15 protein-coding genes are annotated in these 15,580 nt (G+C 42.0%); all 15 read left to right on the top strand.

Annotated elements, in window-relative coordinates:
- Positions 1-2: 2 nt before the first annotated feature.
- The 15 genes from sucD (at position 3) to fliI (ending at position 15,580) form a co-directional block, all read left to right on the top strand.
- Entirely contained in the window at positions 3-905 is a 903-nt protein-coding gene (sucD, locus tag QA442_RS13840) for a succinate--CoA ligase subunit alpha (RefSeq protein ID WP_003238566.1), read from the top strand.
- 60 nt (positions 906-965) lie between these two features.
- Positions 966-1,859 carry a DNA-processing protein DprA gene (gene dprA, locus QA442_RS13835; protein ID WP_071580709.1) on the top strand — a complete coding sequence of 298 codons (894 nt, stop codon included), beginning with the start codon at positions 966-968 and terminating at the stop codon, positions 1,857-1,859.
- 187 nt (positions 1,860-2,046) lie between these two features.
- On the top strand, positions 2,047-4,122 hold the full coding sequence (topA, locus tag QA442_RS13830; protein WP_014663959.1) for a type I DNA topoisomerase: 2,076 nt from the start codon (positions 2,047-2,049) through the stop codon (positions 4,120-4,122).
- Positions 4,123-4,197: 75 nt separating this feature from the next.
- Entirely contained in the window at positions 4,198-5,505 is a 1,308-nt protein-coding gene (trmFO, locus tag QA442_RS13825) for an FADH(2)-oxidizing methylenetetrahydrofolate--tRNA-(uracil(54)-C(5))-methyltransferase TrmFO (protein WP_069149591.1), read from the top strand.
- A 67-nt stretch (positions 5,506-5,572) separates the two neighbouring features.
- Entirely contained in the window at positions 5,573-6,487 is a 915-nt protein-coding gene (gene xerC / locus QA442_RS13820; protein WP_095431299.1) for a tyrosine recombinase XerC, read from the top strand.
- A gap of 12 nt (positions 6,488-6,499) precedes the next feature.
- The gene (clpQ, locus tag QA442_RS13815; RefSeq protein WP_003238555.1) at positions 6,500-7,045 is read left to right on the top strand and encodes an ATP-dependent protease subunit ClpQ; all 546 of its coding nucleotides are present in this window, start codon (positions 6,500-6,502) and stop codon (positions 7,043-7,045) included.
- A gap of 16 nt (positions 7,046-7,061) precedes the next feature.
- Positions 7,062-8,465, top strand: coding sequence for an ATP-dependent protease ATPase subunit HslU (hslU, locus tag QA442_RS13810; protein WP_014476801.1), 1,404 nt, complete (start codon positions 7,062-7,064; stop codon positions 8,463-8,465).
- 39 nt (positions 8,466-8,504) lie between these two features.
- Positions 8,505-9,284: a GTP-sensing pleiotropic transcriptional regulator CodY gene (gene codY / locus QA442_RS13805; protein ID WP_003220850.1), complete on the top strand. Its 780-nt coding sequence runs from the start codon at positions 8,505-8,507 to the stop codon at positions 9,282-9,284.
- Between the two features lie 380 nt (positions 9,285-9,664).
- Positions 9,665-10,054 carry a flagellar basal body rod protein FlgB gene (gene flgB, locus QA442_RS13800; protein WP_014663964.1) on the top strand — a complete coding sequence of 130 codons (390 nt, stop codon included), beginning with the start codon at positions 9,665-9,667 and terminating at the stop codon, positions 10,052-10,054.
- A complete protein-coding gene (gene flgC, locus QA442_RS13795; RefSeq protein ID WP_014663965.1) occupies positions 10,054-10,506 on the top strand; it encodes a flagellar basal body rod protein FlgC in 453 nt (150 codons plus the stop codon). Before flgB ends, flgC begins: the two co-directional genes overlap by 1 nt.
- 10 nt (positions 10,507-10,516) lie before the next feature.
- A complete protein-coding gene (gene fliE, locus QA442_RS13790; protein WP_003238544.1) occupies positions 10,517-10,837 on the top strand; it encodes a flagellar hook-basal body complex protein FliE in 321 nt (106 codons plus the stop codon).
- Between the two features lie 45 nt (positions 10,838-10,882).
- Entirely contained in the window at positions 10,883-12,493 is a 1,611-nt protein-coding gene (fliF, locus tag QA442_RS13785) for a flagellar basal-body MS-ring/collar protein FliF (protein ID WP_040083177.1), read from the top strand.
- 12 nt (positions 12,494-12,505) lie between these two features.
- Positions 12,506-13,522: a flagellar motor switch protein FliG gene (gene fliG, locus QA442_RS13780; RefSeq protein ID WP_014663967.1), complete on the top strand. Its 1,017-nt coding sequence runs from the start codon at positions 12,506-12,508 to the stop codon at positions 13,520-13,522.
- Positions 13,515-14,267 (top strand): flagellar assembly protein FliH, encoded by a 753-nt coding sequence (fliH, locus tag QA442_RS13775; protein ID WP_041521507.1) that lies wholly within the window; start codon positions 13,515-13,517, stop codon positions 14,265-14,267. Before fliG ends, fliH begins: the two co-directional genes overlap by 8 nt.
- Entirely contained in the window at positions 14,264-15,580 is a 1,317-nt protein-coding gene (fliI, locus tag QA442_RS13770; protein WP_014663969.1) for a flagellar protein export ATPase FliI, read from the top strand. Before fliH ends, fliI begins: the two co-directional genes overlap by 4 nt.

Raw genomic sequence — 15,580 nt, 5'->3', positions numbered from 1 at the left:
TAATGAGTGTTTTTATTAATAAAGATACAAGAGTTATTGTACAAGGGATTACAGGTTCTACCGCTTTATTTCATACGAAGCAGATGCTCGAATACGGCACAAATATCGTAGGCGGTGTAACACCTGGAAAAGGCGGAACTGAAGCGGAAGGTGTTCCTGTATTTAATACAGTGGCTGAAGCAGTTCAAACGACCGGCGCTAACGCGTCTGTTATATATGTGCCTGCACCGTTTGCAGCTGATGCGATTATGGAAGCGGTAGATGCGGAGCTTGATCTCGTGATTTGTATCACAGAACACATTCCGGTTTTGGATATGGTGAAGGTCAAACGTTTCATGGAAGGCAAGAAAACGAGACTGATAGGGCCGAACTGCCCTGGTGTCATTACGCCTGAAGAATGTAAAATCGGCATTATGCCCGGATACATCCATAAAAAGGGTCATGTAGGCGTTGTATCACGTTCAGGAACATTAACATACGAAGCGGTGCACCAGCTCTCAGAAGCGGGCGTAGGACAGTCTACAGCTGTTGGAATCGGCGGAGACCCTGTAAATGGAACAAACTTTATTGACGTTTTAAAAGCGTTTAACGAAGATCCTGACACACACGCTGTCATCATGATTGGCGAAATCGGCGGTACTGCCGAAGAGGAAGCGGCAGAGTGGGTAAAAGCCAACATGACAAAACCGGTAGTCGGTTTTATCGGCGGTAAGACAGCACCTCCTGGGAAGCGCATGGGGCATGCAGGCGCCATTATTTCCGGCGGAAAAGGGACAGCTGATGAAAAAATCAAAACCCTTAATGCATGCGGAATTGAAGTTGCAGAGACACCTTCTGTTATGGGTGAAACCTTAATTAAGGTGCTGAAAGAGAAGAACCTGTTCGAAACTTGTAAAACGCATTAATAAAAAAGGGACAGCCGTTAAGGCTGTTCCTGCTTTTTCTGTCAAAAGGAGGTCAATCTATTGGATCAGGCCGCTGCCTGCTTAACGACTTGCAGAATCAATCAATTATTATCCCCATCCCTTCTATTAAAATGGTGGAAAGCCGATCCGTCTATGTCGCTGACATCATCGGTGTTACAAACGGTTACTCGTGATAAAATGAAAGCAGCTGCATTAAAAAAGAAAATAGAAGAATTTTACCCAAAGCTCCAACGCGTACTTGCTGCTTATCGTGAGCAAGGCATTAACACCATTCCTATCTCTTCAAAGCAATATCCTTTCTGGCTTAAAACCATTTATGATCCTCCCGCCGTTCTGTTTGCAAAGGGTGATATGACTCTTCTTTCGAAAGGAAGAAAAATTGGAATTGTAGGGACAAGAAATCCAACAGCTTACGGGAAACAAGTTGTCAATCATCTTACAGAAGAGCTATGTCGTAAAGGTTGGGTGATTGTCAGCGGACTGGCGTCTGGGATAGACGGAATGGCCCATGCTGCAAGTATTAAGGCGAAGGGGCGGACAATTGGCGTCATTGCAGGCGGATTTCAACACATTTATCCCCGGGAAAACCTTCAATTAGCAGATCACATGGCTAAACACCATATCCTTCTGTCAGAGCACCCACCTGAAACTAAACCCCAAAAATGGCATTTCCCTATGAGAAACCGTATCATCAGCGGACTGAGTGAAGGCGTTATTGTCGTACAGGGCAAGGAAAAAAGCGGTTCGCTGATAACTGCCTATCAAGCATTGGAGCAAGGTAGAGAAGTGTTTGCCGTACCCGGTTCATTATTTGACCCTTACGCCGGAGGTCCTATAAAACTGATCCAGCAGGGGGCTAAAGCCATAAGGTCAGCAGAGGATATTTTCGAGGAGCTTCCCGAGAGAAACGTTCAATATACGGAACCCTTTTGAATTATCGTTTGACAAACGGCATTGTAATATTTAATAATAGTGAGGATTTAAAGTTGCATATTGTTTTCTATTTAATGAATGACGTTCATGATAAAGAATGAAATGTTGAAAGCCAAATAAAGACAGCTGCAAAAATAAAATTGAAATATCTTGAAAAGAGAGAGAACACCTCTTGAGGGGGATGAAAATGTCTGATTATCTAGTCATCGTGGAATCGCCCGCTAAGGCGAAAACGATTGAACGTTACTTAGGTAAAAAATATAAAGTAAAAGCATCAATGGGACATGTCCGGGATCTTCCAAAAAGTCAAATGGGAGTTGACATAGAACAGAATTTCGAACCGAAATATATTACCATTCGAGGTAAAGGTCCGGTATTAAAAGAACTGAAAACGGCTGCCAAAAAAGCCAAAAAAGTGTATCTCGCGGCCGACCCCGACAGAGAAGGGGAAGCGATTGCATGGCACTTGGCACACAGCCTTGATTTAGATCTTAATTCAGACTGCCGTGTAGTGTTTAACGAAATTACAAAAGACGCTATTAAGGAATCGTTTAAGCATCCACGCATGATTAATATGGATTTAGTGGATGCACAGCAAGCGAGACGTATTTTAGACAGGCTTGTCGGATATAAAATCAGTCCGATCTTATGGAAAAAAGTCAAAAAAGGGCTTAGCGCAGGACGTGTGCAATCCGTTGCCCTCCGTTTGATTATCGACCGTGAAAAAGAGATTAACGACTTTAAGCCTGAGGAATATTGGACAATTGACGGTACGTTCTTAAAAGGCCAGGAAACCTTTGAAGCAAGCTTTTTCGGAAAAAACGGCAAAAAACTTCCTTTAAATAGTGAAGCTGATGTAAAAGAGATTCTTTCTCAGCTCAAAGGGAATAAATATACAGTCGAAAAAGTAACCAAAAAAGAACGCAAACGTAATCCTGCTTTGCCTTTTACCACCTCAACCCTGCAGCAGGAAGCGGCTCGCAAGCTCAATTTCAGAGCGAAGAAAACGATGATGATTGCACAGCAATTATATGAAGGAATTGATCTAGGAAGAGAAGGAACTGTTGGTCTGATCACGTATATGAGAACGGATTCAACCCGTATTTCAAATACGGCTGTTGATGAAGCTGCTGCTTTTATCGATCAGACATATGGAAAAGAGTTCCTAGGCGGAAAACGGAAGCCTGCGAAAAAGAATGAAAATGCTCAGGATGCCCACGAAGCAATTCGGCCGACATCAGTTCTCAGAAAACCAAGTGAATTAAAAGCAGTTCTCGGCAGAGACCAAATGAGACTGTATAAATTAATTTGGGAGCGTTTTGTTGCCAGCCAAATGGCGCCGGCTGTTCTAGATACAATGAGTGTCGACCTGACAAACAATGGTTTGACATTTCGTGCAAATGGAAGTAAAGTCAAGTTTTCCGGGTTTATGAAGGTGTATGTTGAAGGAAAAGACGACCAAATGGAAGAAAAAGACCGGATGCTGCCTGACTTAAAAGAAGGCGATACGGTATTATCAAAAGATATAGAACCGGAGCAGCATTTTACCCAGCCGCCTCCGAGGTATACTGAGGCACGGCTTGTGAAAACGCTTGAAGAACTCGGCATAGGCCGTCCATCCACATATGCTCCGACGCTTGATACTATTCAACGGCGCGGCTACGTGGGTTTGGATAATAAACGCTTTGTTCCGACTGAATTAGGTCAGATCGTTCTTGACTTGATCATGGAGTTTTTCCCGGAGATCATTAACGTTGAGTTTACAGCTAAAATGGAGAGAGATCTTGATCATGTTGAAGAAGGAAATACCGAATGGGTCAAGATTATTGATAATTTCTACACCGATTTTGAAAAACGCGTCAAAAAAGCCGAATCAGAAATGAAGGAAGTTGAAATCGAACCAGAATATGCTGGAGAGGATTGTGAATTGTGCAGTTCGCCGATGGTATATAAAATGGGACGGTACGGTAAATTCTTAGCTTGCTCCAACTTCCCTGACTGCCGGAACACGAAACCGATTGTGAAACAAATCGGCGTGAAGTGTCCGAGCTGCGGAGAAGGAAACATTGTTGAGCGAAAATCGAAAAAGAAACGGGTGTTTTACGGCTGTGACCGTTATCCGGACTGTGAATTCGTATCCTGGGACAAACCAATTGAACGAAAATGCCCGAAATGCGGAAAAATGCTCGTCGAGAAAAAACTCAAAAAAGGCATACAAGTCCAATGCGTGGAATGCGATTATAAGGAAGAACCACAGAAGTAGCGGTGAGCAGGGTCTTGCTCACCTTCTTTGTGTGTTAAAAGAAGGCCTTGAATAATAAACTAGGAGATGTGAAAGATGAACCAACAAACAGTGAATGTAATCGGAGCCGGACTCGCAGGAAGTGAAGCAGCATGGCAGCTTGCCAAACGCGGGATTCAAGTCAAATTGTATGAAATGCGGCCTGTGAAACAAACGCCTGCGCACCATACTGATAAATTTGCCGAGCTAGTCTGCAGCAACTCTCTTCGCTCTAATACACTTGCTAACGCGGTCGGTGTATTAAAGGAAGAGATGCGTGCGCTTGATTCAGCCATCATCGCGGCTGCTGACGAATGTTCGGTGCCTGCCGGAGGGGCTCTTGCAGTAGACCGTCATGAATTTGCCGCAAGTGTGACAAATCGGGTGAAAAATCATCCAAACGTAACCGTTATTAATGAAGAAGTGACTAAGATTCCTGAAGGTCCTACCATTATCGCAACGGGACCGTTAACATCTGAATCGCTGTCTGCCCAGCTGAAGGAGCTGACTGGAGAGGACTATTTATATTTTTATGACGCAGCGGCGCCAATTGTTGAAAAAGACAGCCTTGATATGGATAAAGTGTACTTGAAATCCCGCTATGATAAAGGTGAAGCAGCATATTTGAACTGCCCTATGACAGAAGAAGAATTTGACCGTTTCCATGAAGCTTTAACATCAGCAGAAACAGTCCCGTTAAAAGAATTTGAAAAAGAGATTTTCTTTGAAGGCTGCATGCCGATTGAAGTCATGGCAAAACGCGGTAAGAAAACAATGCTTTTCGGTCCGATGAAACCGGTTGGGCTAGAGCATCCTGTTACAGGAAAACGTCCTTATGCCGTCGTTCAGCTCAGACAGGATGATGCTGCGGGCACACTTTATAATATTGTAGGATTCCAGACACATTTAAAATGGGGAGATCAAAAGGAAGTCCTCAAATTGATTCCAGGGCTTGAAAATGTAGAAATCGTCAGATATGGCGTGATGCACAGAAATACATTTATTAACTCTCCTAGCTTGTTAAAGCCGACTTATCAATTTCAAAACCGCAGTGACCTGTTCTTTGCAGGCCAAATGACGGGAGTAGAAGGATATGTGGAATCAGCTGCTTCAGGACTGGTAGCAGGCATTAATGCGGCGAAGCTTGTATTGGGAGAAGAGCTTGTTATTTTCCCGCAGGAAACGGCAATTGGCAGTATGGCTCATTATATTACAACAACAAACCAGAAGAACTTCCAGCCGATGAATGCAAACTTTGGGCTTTTAAAAGAACTGCCTGTTAAAATTAAAAATAAAAAAGAACGAAATGAACAATACGCGAATCGTGCAATTGAAACAATTCAAACAATTTCGAAAACAATATAGGTATTGATTGCAACCTGAACGCGATTTGTGATACCATTTAAAAGCCCTTCCTGGGGAGGTATTAGGCATGGAGAATGTTAAGAATTTCGTAAAGTTATTCGTTGAATATTTACAAATTGAAAAAAATTATTCACAATATACTATTGTGAATTATGTGGATTCAATTGAAGAATTCGAGACTTTCCTGCGCGTTCAAGGTATAAATGGATTTGAAGAAGCTGCATATCAAGATACTAGGATTTTTTTGACAGAAGCCTATGAAAAAGGTTTATCGAGAAGAACAATAAGCAAAAAGATATCTGCATTAAGAAGCTTTTATAAGTTTCTAATGCGGGAAAAGCTTGTTGAAGAAAATCCGTTTCAGCTTGTTCATCTGCCGAAACAAGAGAAACGGATACCGAAGTTTCTATATCAAAAAGAGCTTGAGGAGCTGTTTGAAGTTTCAGATATAAGCCAGCCGGCCGGAATGAGGGATCAAGCGCTGTTAGAGCTGCTCTATGCTACCGGAATGAGGGTCAGTGAATGCTGTTCCATAACTGTTAATGATGTTGATTTATTTATGGACACTGTGCTTGTTTACGGTAAAGGCAAGAAGCAGCGCTATATCCCCTTTGGGTCTTATGCCCGCGAAGCGTTGAAGGTATACATGAATAGCGGAAGACAGTGCTTGCTGATGAAGGCAAAAGAACCTCATGATCTATTATTCGTAAATCAAAGAGGCGGACCGCTTACAGCCCGTGGCATCAGACATATTTTAAGCGGGCTTGTTCAAAAAGCGTCCGGCACTTTACATATCCATCCGCATATGCTTCGACACACGTTCGCCACCCATCTGTTAAATGAAGGAGCGGATTTGAGAAGCGTTCAAGAACTGCTCGGGCATTCCAATCTGTCTTCGACACAGATATACACGCACGTTTCGAAGGAAATGTTGAGAAACACATATATGTCCCACCACCCAAGAGCATTTAAGAAAAATTAAAGGAGGCCCTTTATGTCATCTTTTCATGCGACCACAATATTTGCCGTACAGCATAAAGGACGAAGCGCTATGTCTGGAGACGGCCAAGTAACGTTTGGTCAGGCTGTTGTCATGAAACACACGGCACGAAAAGTGAGAAAACTGTTTAACGGCAAGGTTCTTGCTGGCTTTGCGGGATCTGTTGCAGACGCTTTCACTTTATTCGAAAAGTTTGAAGCCAAGCTTGAAGAATATAACGGCAACTTAAAACGGGCGGCTGTTGAGCTTGCGAAGGAATGGCGCAGCGATAAAGTGCTTAGAAAGCTTGAAGCCATGCTGATTGTGATGAATCAGGATACTTTGCTTCTCGTATCGGGAACAGGCGAGGTGATCGAACCAGATGACGGTATCCTTGCAATTGGATCAGGAGGCAATTACGCTTTGGCAGCCGGAAGAGCCTTGAAAAAGCATGCCGGCGAAAGTATGTCCGCAAGTGAGATTGCAAGAGCCGCGTTAGAAACAGCAGGCGAAATTTGTGTTTACACGAACGATCAAATCATACTGGAAGAGCTTGAATAGAAAGGACTTGAGGCGCATGGAAAAAAAACCGTTAACTCCTAGACAGATTGTAGATCGGTTAGACCAATATATTGTCGGTCAGCAAAACGCGAAAAAAGCTGTCGCCGTGGCATTAAGAAACCGCTATAGAAGAAGTCTTCTGGATGAAAAGCTGAAGGACGAGGTCGTTCCGAAAAACATTTTAATGATGGGGCCTACCGGCGTTGGGAAAACTGAAATTGCCAGACGAATCGCTAAGCTTTCAGGTGCGCCATTTATCAAAATTGAAGCAACTAAATTTACTGAAGTCGGCTATGTAGGCAGAGATGTCGAATCAATGGTCAGAGATCTTGTGGAGACTTCTGTTCGGCTTATAAAAGAAGAGAAAATGAACGAAGTAAAGGAACAGGCAGAAGAAAATGCAAATAAACGCATTGTTCGTCTGTTAGTTCCTGGGAAGAAAAAACAATCAGGCGTTAAAAATCCGTTTGAAATGTTTTTTGGCGGCAGCCAGCCGAATGGTGAAGATGAGGCGGAGAGCCAGGAAGAAGCAAATATTGAAGAAAAAAGAAAACGAATGGCGCATCAGCTGGCCTTAGGAGAGCTCGAAGACTACTATGTAACAGTAGAAGTCGAAGAACAGCAGCCTTCTATGTTTGACATGCTGCAGGGCTCGGGTATGGAGCAGATGGGCATGAACATGCAGGATGCGCTGAGCGGATTAATGCCAAAGAAAAAGAAACGGCGCAAAATGACAGTCAGAGAAGCCAGAAAAGTCCTGACGAATGAAGAAGCTAGCAAACTCATCGATATGGATGAAGTCAGCCAGGAAGCTGTTCAGAGAGCAGAAGAGAGCGGGATTATCTTTATCGATGAGATTGATAAAATCGCCAAAAACGGCGGTGCATCTTCTTCTGCCGATGTTTCAAGAGAAGGCGTTCAGCGGGATATCCTGCCGATTGTTGAGGGTTCTACCGTTGTCACAAAATATGGTTCTGTAAAAACAGATCATGTATTATTTATTGCAGCAGGAGCGTTTCATATGGCCAAACCATCTGATTTGATTCCTGAACTGCAGGGGCGTTTCCCGATTCGTGTAGAACTGAACAAACTCACGGTGGATGACTTCGTGAGAATTTTGGTTGAGCCGGATAATGCGCTCTTGAAACAATATCAGGCATTATTGCAGACTGAAGGTATATCTCTTGAATTTTCTGACGAAGCTATTCATAAGATTGCTGAAGTTGCTTATCATGTGAACCAGGACACAGATAATATCGGTGCGAGACGCCTTCATACAATACTTGAACGCCTATTAGAAGATTTGTCGTTCGAAGCTCCTGATGTAACGATGGAGAAAATAACGATTACACCACAGTATGTCGAAGAAAAACTCGGAACGATAGCCAAAAACAAAGATTTAAGTCAATTTATATTGTGAAAAATTTAATATGAGGAATGTTTAGGAGGATTATTTATCATGGCTTTATTACAAAAAACAAGAATTATTAACTCCATGCTGCAAGCTGCGGCAGGGAAACCGGTAAACTTCAAGGAAATGGCGGAGACGCTGCGGGATGTCATTGATTCCAATATTTTCGTTGTAAGCCGCAGAGGGAAACTCCTTGGGTATTCTATTAACCAGCAAATTGAAAATGATCGTATGAAAAAAATGCTTGAGGATCGTCAATTCCCTGAAGAATATACGAAAAATCTGTTTAATGTCCCTGAAACATCTTCTAACTTGGATATTAATAGTGAATACACTGCTTTCCCTGTTGAGAACAGAGACTTATTCCAAGCTGGTTTAACGACAATTGTGCCGATCATCGGAGGAGGGGAAAGATTAGGAACACTCATTCTTTCACGTTTACAGGATCAATTCAATGATGATGACTTAATTCTAGCTGAATACGGCGCAACAGTTGTCGGAATGGAAATCCTAAGAGAAAAAGCAGAAGAAATTGAAGAGGAAGCAAGAAGTAAAGCTGTCGTACAAATGGCTATCAGCTCGCTTTCTTACAGTGAGCTTGAAGCAATTGAGCACATTTTTGAGGAGCTTGACGGAAACGAAGGCCTTCTCGTTGCTAGTAAAATCGCTGACCGCGTCGGCATTACCCGTTCGGTTATTGTGAACGCACTGAGAAAGCTGGAGAGTGCCGGCGTCATTGAGTCAAGATCATTAGGAATGAAAGGTACTTATATCAAAGTGCTAAACAACAAATTCCTAATCGAATTAGAAAATCTAAAATCTCATTAATCAAAAAAAGAACCCCCTTTAAGGGGTTCTTTTTTTATTTCAAATAAAGGAAATCAATAAGCTTTATTTCCTGGGTTGAAAGTCTTTCTGTGTAATGATTTTAATAAATCTTGCATATTTCTTCAAAAAGTTTCAAAAATGACGAAAAGAAAGGAGAAAAAACAGAAATTCTGCTATTTTCAGGCTTATATCAAGGCGGGAAATGTAGTTCTAACAATCTAGGACTTTATGCCTAGATGTAAAATAGATAATTGTGAGGACATTTTTTTACACGAACTTCATAGACTTTATGCCTGTTATTTCTTACAATAAGCATATAGTTTTACAATTCTCGACAAGGATATTGAGGGTGAAAAAAACTGAAATGGAGGTAAGTGGATTTGAGCTTATTTTCTGGAACGATACAAAATCTTGAAAATGCCTTGAGCAGAGCGGATATTAAGCAAAAAGTCATAACTAATAATATCGCCAATATAGATACACCGAACTATAAGGCAAAAAAAGTCTCTTTCCAAAATTTATTAGATCAAGAATCCTCACGTCTTGATGCGATAAAAACAGACTATCGTCATGTTGATTTTTCTGATACTGATTCGAATTATTCAATTGTTGCGAGCGGAGATACATCGTATCAGCAAAATGGAAACAATGTCGATGTTGACAAAGAGATGACAGAATTGGCGCAAAATCAAATCAACTATCAAGCTTTGGTTGAAAGAATGAACGGTAAATTTAATTCACTGAAGACCGTATTAACAGGAGGAAAATGATGACAGCTTTTCAGAGCTTAAATGTTTCAGCATCTGCTTTAACAGCTCAGCGGGTCAGAATGGATGTTGTATCATCTAACTTAGCAAATATGGATACGACAAGAGCTAAGCAGGTGAATGGAGAGTGGGTGCCTTACAGAAGAAAAATGGTCTCCCTTCAGTCAAAAGGTGAATCGTTCTCTTCCATTCTTAATTCTCAAATGAGCGGAAGCGGTCATGCTGGAAACGGTGTGAAGGTTTCAAAAATTACGGAGGATAAATCGGATTTTAATCTTGTCTATGATCCGACAGATCCTGATGCAAACGCTGAAGGATATGTGCAAAAACCTAATGTAGATCCATTAAAGGAAATGGTTGACCTTGTCAGCAGCACCAGATCATATGAGGCGAATGTCACTGCGATGAATGCCACAAAGGGAATGCTGATGAAGGCATTAGAAATCGGAAAGTAGGTGAATGAATGTGATTAATGCAATTTCTCCTTTTCAGGTTCAAAATACTCAAAACACTCAAAATGCAACAAATCAAGTAAACAATAGCCAAAAAACAGATTCTTCAAATCAAACAAGCTTTTCGGAGCTTTTAAAAAACTCTATTAGTTCGTTAAATGAGTCCCAAGTAGCTTCTGACAACATGACTAATGCCTTGGCTGCAGGAAAAGATGTAAATCTTGATGAGGTCATGATCGCCGCTCAAAAAGCTAGCATCTCTCTAACTGCAGCAACAGAGTTCCGCAATAAAGCTGTGGAAGCTTATCAGGAGATTATGAGAATGCAAATGTAGGGGGTCTGACGATTTAGAGAAAGAGTGGAATGACCGGGGGTTAACATGAATCGTACTCTAATGCAAATGAAAAACAAAACGAGTGAGTTTTGGAAAAATAGATCTAAATTACAAAAGATTTTAATGGTTAGTGTGTTAGCGGCAATTATTATTATTGGAATTATTATTAGTGTTTTTGCTTCCAGTACAAAGATGGCTCCGCTTTACAAAGATTTATCTGCCGAAGAAGCAGGAAAAATCAAAGAAGAATTGGATGCGAAAAAAGTACCAAACGAACTTTCAAGTGGCGGTACAGTGATTAGCGTTCCGGAGGATCAGGTTGATTCTTTGAAAGTGCAGCTGGCTGCAGAAGGACTTCCTAAAACAGGATCAATTGATTACTCGTTTTTTGGGCAGAATGCCGGCTTTGGTTTGACAGACAATGAGTTTGATATGGTAAAAGTGAAAGCGACACAGACAGAACTGTCAAACTTGATCAATGAAATGGACGGTATTAAAAACTCAAAAGTAATGATTAATCTCCCGAAAGACGCTGTGTTTGTCGGTGAAGAGCAATCTGCAGCTTCTGCTTCAATCGTTCTGCAGATTCAACCGGGTTACACACTTGACCAAAGCCAGATCAACGGACTGTATCATCTGGTATCTAAAAGCGTGCCGAACCTAAAAGAAGATAATATCGTCATCATGGACCAAAATTCTACATACTACGACAAATCAGACAGCAATGCAGGGTCCTACGCGGATAGTTATTCTTCTCAGCAAGGAATTAAGTCTCAAGTTGAAAAAGACATTCAAAAACATGTTCAGTCACTGCTAGGTACGATGATGGGCCAAGATAAAGTCGTTGTCTCCGTTACAGCAGACATCGATTTCACAAAAGAAAATCGTACAGAAGACATTGTCGAACCTGTGGATAAAGAAAACATGGAAGGCATTGCAGTCAGCGCGGAAAAGGTATCTGAAACATACCAGGGCGACGGTGCAGCCAACGGCGGAACTGCCGGAACCGGCGAGGATGATGTCACAAATTATAAGGCTGATGGTGAAAATGCCGAAAGCGGGAACTACGAAAAAAATAGCAACAAAATCAATTACGAGGTTAACCGAATCCATAAAGAAATCGCTGAAAGTCCTTATAAGGTCAGGGATTTAGGGATTCAAGTCATGGTAGAGCCGCCTGATGCCAAAAACACAGCGTCACTATCAACTGAAAGACAGGATGATATACAAAAAATCCTTTCAACTGTAGTCAGAACATCTTTAGATAAAGATGAAACGCAAAACCAGAATTTATCTGATGCTGATATCAATAATAAAATTGTTGTCTCCGTTCAGCCATTTGACGGAAAAGTCAATTTGGATACAAACACGGAGAAATCCTCAGGTATCCCGCTGTGGGCATATATTACAGGCGGTGTTTTAATCGCTGCGATTATTGTTCTGATCATTATGCTTATCAGAAAGAAACGGGCGCAAGAGGATGAATTCGAGGAGTATGAGTATGAGGTTCCTCAAGAACCAATCAATTTGCCTGATATCAACGAAGAGGAAAATGAAACAGCGGAAACAGTCAGACGAAAACAGCTTGAAAAGATGGCGAAAGACAAGCCGGAAGATTTTGCAAAACTGCTGAGAAGCTGGCTGGCCGAGGATTAGGAGGAATAAGAAATGGCGAGACGTGATCAAGATAAGCTTACAGGAAAACAAAAAGCAGCCATTCTCATGATTTCCTTGGGGTTAGATGTGTCAGCTTCTGTTTATAAGCACTTAACCGATGAAGAAATTGAAAGGCTTACGCTGGAAATATCAGGTGTTCGAAGCGTCGATCATCAAAAAAAGGATGAAATCATAGAAGAATTTCACAATATAGCCATTGCACAAGATTATATTTCTCAAGGCGGTTTAAGCTATGCAAGACAAGTTCTAGAAAAGGCGCTTGGAGAGGATAAAGCGGAAAACATTCTAAACAGGCTGACGTCTTCTTTACAGGTGAAGCCATTTGATTTCGCCAGAAAAGCGGAGCCTGAACAAATTTTGAATTTTATCCAGCAAGAGCATCCTCAGACAATGGCTTTAATCTTGTCTTATTTAGATCCTGTGCAGGCCGGGCAAATTTTATCGGAGCTGAATCCTGAAGTTCAGGCTGAGGTTGCGAGAAGAATTGCGGTCATGGATAGAACGTCACCAGAAATTATTAATGAGGTAGAACGGATTCTGGAACAAAAATTATCTTCTGCATTTACTCAGGATTATACACAAACAGGCGGAATTGAAGCTGTTGTGGAAGTGTTAAACGGAGTAGACAGAGGGACAGAGAAGACGATCTTGGATTCATTGGAAATTCAGGATCCCGATCTTGCTGAAGAGATTAAAAAGCGGATGTTTGTCTTCGAAGATATTGTCACACTTGATAACCGTGCTATTCAGAGAGTCATTCGCGATGTTGAGAACGACGATTTGCTCCTTTCATTAAAGGTTGCAAGCGAGGAAGTCAAAGAAATTGTATTCAGCAATATGTCACAGCGTATGGTTGAAACCTTCAAAGAAGAAATGGAATTTATGGGCCCTGTACGCTTGAAAGACGTAGAAGAAGCTCAATCGAGAATTGTAAGCATCGTCAGAAAGCTTGAAGAAGCCGGTGAAATTGTGATAGCAAGAGGCGGAGGGGATGATATTATTGTCTAATATCATTAAACAAGAATCATCTTTTTCTCCACAAAAGGAAAAAAGAAAACTTTCTATACAAGAGGTGCGTATTGATCATTCCCACCTTTTGCAGGCTGAAGAGAACCCGGAGGCTCTTATGGCCCGAGTGAAAGAGGAAGCTGACCGGATTTCTGAGCAGGCGAACAGTCATATAGAAAACACTCGCCGTCAAATTGAGCAGGAGAAAAATGATTGGGCGGCTGAAAAACAGAAGCTGATTGAGGAAGCAAAAGCCGAGGGCTTTGAAGAAGGAGTAGCATTGGGCAAAGCTGAGGCAATGCAACAGTATGCCGAACTGATCGGCCAAGCGAACAGAATTACTGAAATGTCCAGAAAAGCTGTTGAGGACAAGCTTGAAGACGCTAATGAAGAAATCGTTGAGCTTGCCGTTGCATTGGCAAAAAAAGTATGGCAGCAAAAATCTGATGATAAAGAGGCATTCCTCCTGCTTGTACAACAGGTTGTAAACGAAGTGAAGGAGTATGACGATATATCAATTTATGTTGATCCATATTACTATGAGACAATCTTTCAGCAAAAAGATGAAATCCAGCAGCTTCTTTATAAAGAATGCCGTCTTGGCATATATGCTGATGAAAAAGCTCAAAAAGGAACCTGTTATATTGAAACTCCTTTTGGCAGGGTAGATGCGAGTGTTGACACACAATTGATGCAATTGAAAGATAAACTTCTGACAGCGCTGGAAGCGGGTGCAGCTGAATGAAGACACAGAGTCTGATAGATTGTATAGAAATGACAGACTCGTATAAACGGTACGGAAAAGTCAAGCGGGTCATCGGCCTGATGATTGAATCAAAAGGCCCTGCAAGCTCAATTGGCGACGTATGCCTGATTTATGCAAAAGGACAATCTGGGAAAGTCATTAAAGCCGAGGTAGTCGGCTTCCAAGAAGAAAATATTTTGCTTATGCCGTATTTAGAGGCTGCGAGTATTGCACCAGGCAGCATTGTAGAAGCTACTGGGGAATCTCTTCGGGTTAAAGTTGGATCTGGACTGATCGGGCAAGTCATCGATGCTTTTGGAGAACCGCTTGACGGAAAACTTCTGCCGAAAGGACTTTCGCCTGTATCGACGGAGCAATCACCGCCCAACCCGATGAAACGGCCGCCTATCCGTGAAAAAATGGGTGTTGGCGTCAGATCCATTGACAGCTTGCTGACAGTCGGTAAAGGCCAGCGGATTGGAATATTTGCCGGAAGCGGTGTCGGAAAAAGCACATTAATGGGAATGATCGCCAAGCAGACAGAGGCTGACTTAAACGTCATTGCACTTGTCGGAGAACGCGGACGAGAGGTCCGGGAGTTTATTGAAAAAGATCTTGGGAAAGAGGGGCTGAAACGATCGATTGTAGTTGTTGCCACCTCAGACCAGCCAGCATTAATGAGATTGAAAGCGGCATATACAGCGACTGCAATTGCCGAGTATTTTCGAGATAAAGGCCAAAATGTCATGTTTATGATGGATTCTGTTACAAGGGTGGCGATGGCGCAGCGTGAGATTGGTTTAGCTGCTGGAGAACCACCGACGACAAAAGGCTATACACCCTCTGTGTTCGCTATTTTACCTCGTTTATTAGAACGAACAGGTGCAAACGAGCACGGAACCATTACGGCATTTTATACAGTGCTGGTAGACGGCGATGACATGAATGAACCGATTGCCGATACCGTACGCGGAATTTTAGACGGACATATTGTGTTGGACAGGGCGCTTGCCAATAAAGGCCAGTTTCCGGCAGTTAATGTCCTAAAAAGCATCAGCAGGGTGATGTCAAACATATCGACAAGACAGCACCTGGATGCGGCAAATAAATTCCGCGAACTTTTATCGACATATCAAAATTCGGAAGATCTCATTAATATCGGAGCTTACAAAAGAGGCTCCTCAAGAGAAATTGATGAAGCGATACAATTTTATCCGCAGCTTATTCAATTTTTAAAGCAGGGAACAGATGAACCGGCATCATTGGAAGAAAGCATTGCTGCATTAACTAGTTTGACAGGAAATGAGGAATAA

The sequence above is a fragment of the Bacillus stercoris genome, from assembly GCF_029772985.1.
Taxonomy (GTDB): Bacteria; Bacillota; Bacilli; order Bacillales; family Bacillaceae; genus Bacillus; species Bacillus stercoris.
Note: the sequence above shows the minus strand (reverse complement) of the source record. Positions and strands in the feature narration are given on the sequence as shown.

What these genes read in the sequence shown, in the direction of transcription:
- sucD (WP_003238566.1), top strand. Translation starts at nt 3, where the DNA reads ATGAGTGTTTTTATTAATAAAGATACAAGAGTTATTGTACAAGGGATT.
- topA (WP_014663959.1), top strand. Translation starts at nt 2,047, where the DNA reads ATGTCTGATTATCTAGTCATCGTGGAATCGCCCGCTAAGGCGAAAACG.
- trmFO (WP_069149591.1), top strand. Translation starts at nt 4,198, where the DNA reads ATGAACCAACAAACAGTGAATGTAATCGGAGCCGGACTCGCAGGAAGT.
- xerC (WP_095431299.1), top strand. Translation starts at nt 5,573, where the DNA reads ATGGAGAATGTTAAGAATTTCGTAAAGTTATTCGTTGAATATTTACAA.
- clpQ (WP_003238555.1), top strand. Translation starts at nt 6,500, where the DNA reads ATGTCATCTTTTCATGCGACCACAATATTTGCCGTACAGCATAAAGGA.
- hslU (WP_014476801.1), top strand. Translation starts at nt 7,062, where the DNA reads ATGGAAAAAAAACCGTTAACTCCTAGACAGATTGTAGATCGGTTAGAC.
- codY (WP_003220850.1), top strand. Translation starts at nt 8,505, where the DNA reads ATGGCTTTATTACAAAAAACAAGAATTATTAACTCCATGCTGCAAGCT.
- flgC (WP_014663965.1), top strand. Translation starts at nt 10,054, where the DNA reads ATGACAGCTTTTCAGAGCTTAAATGTTTCAGCATCTGCTTTAACAGCT.
- fliF (WP_040083177.1), top strand. Translation starts at nt 10,883, where the DNA reads ATGAATCGTACTCTAATGCAAATGAAAAACAAAACGAGTGAGTTTTGG.
- fliG (WP_014663967.1), top strand. Translation starts at nt 12,506, where the DNA reads ATGGCGAGACGTGATCAAGATAAGCTTACAGGAAAACAAAAAGCAGCC.
- fliI (WP_014663969.1), top strand. Translation starts at nt 14,264, where the DNA reads ATGAAGACACAGAGTCTGATAGATTGTATAGAAATGACAGACTCGTAT.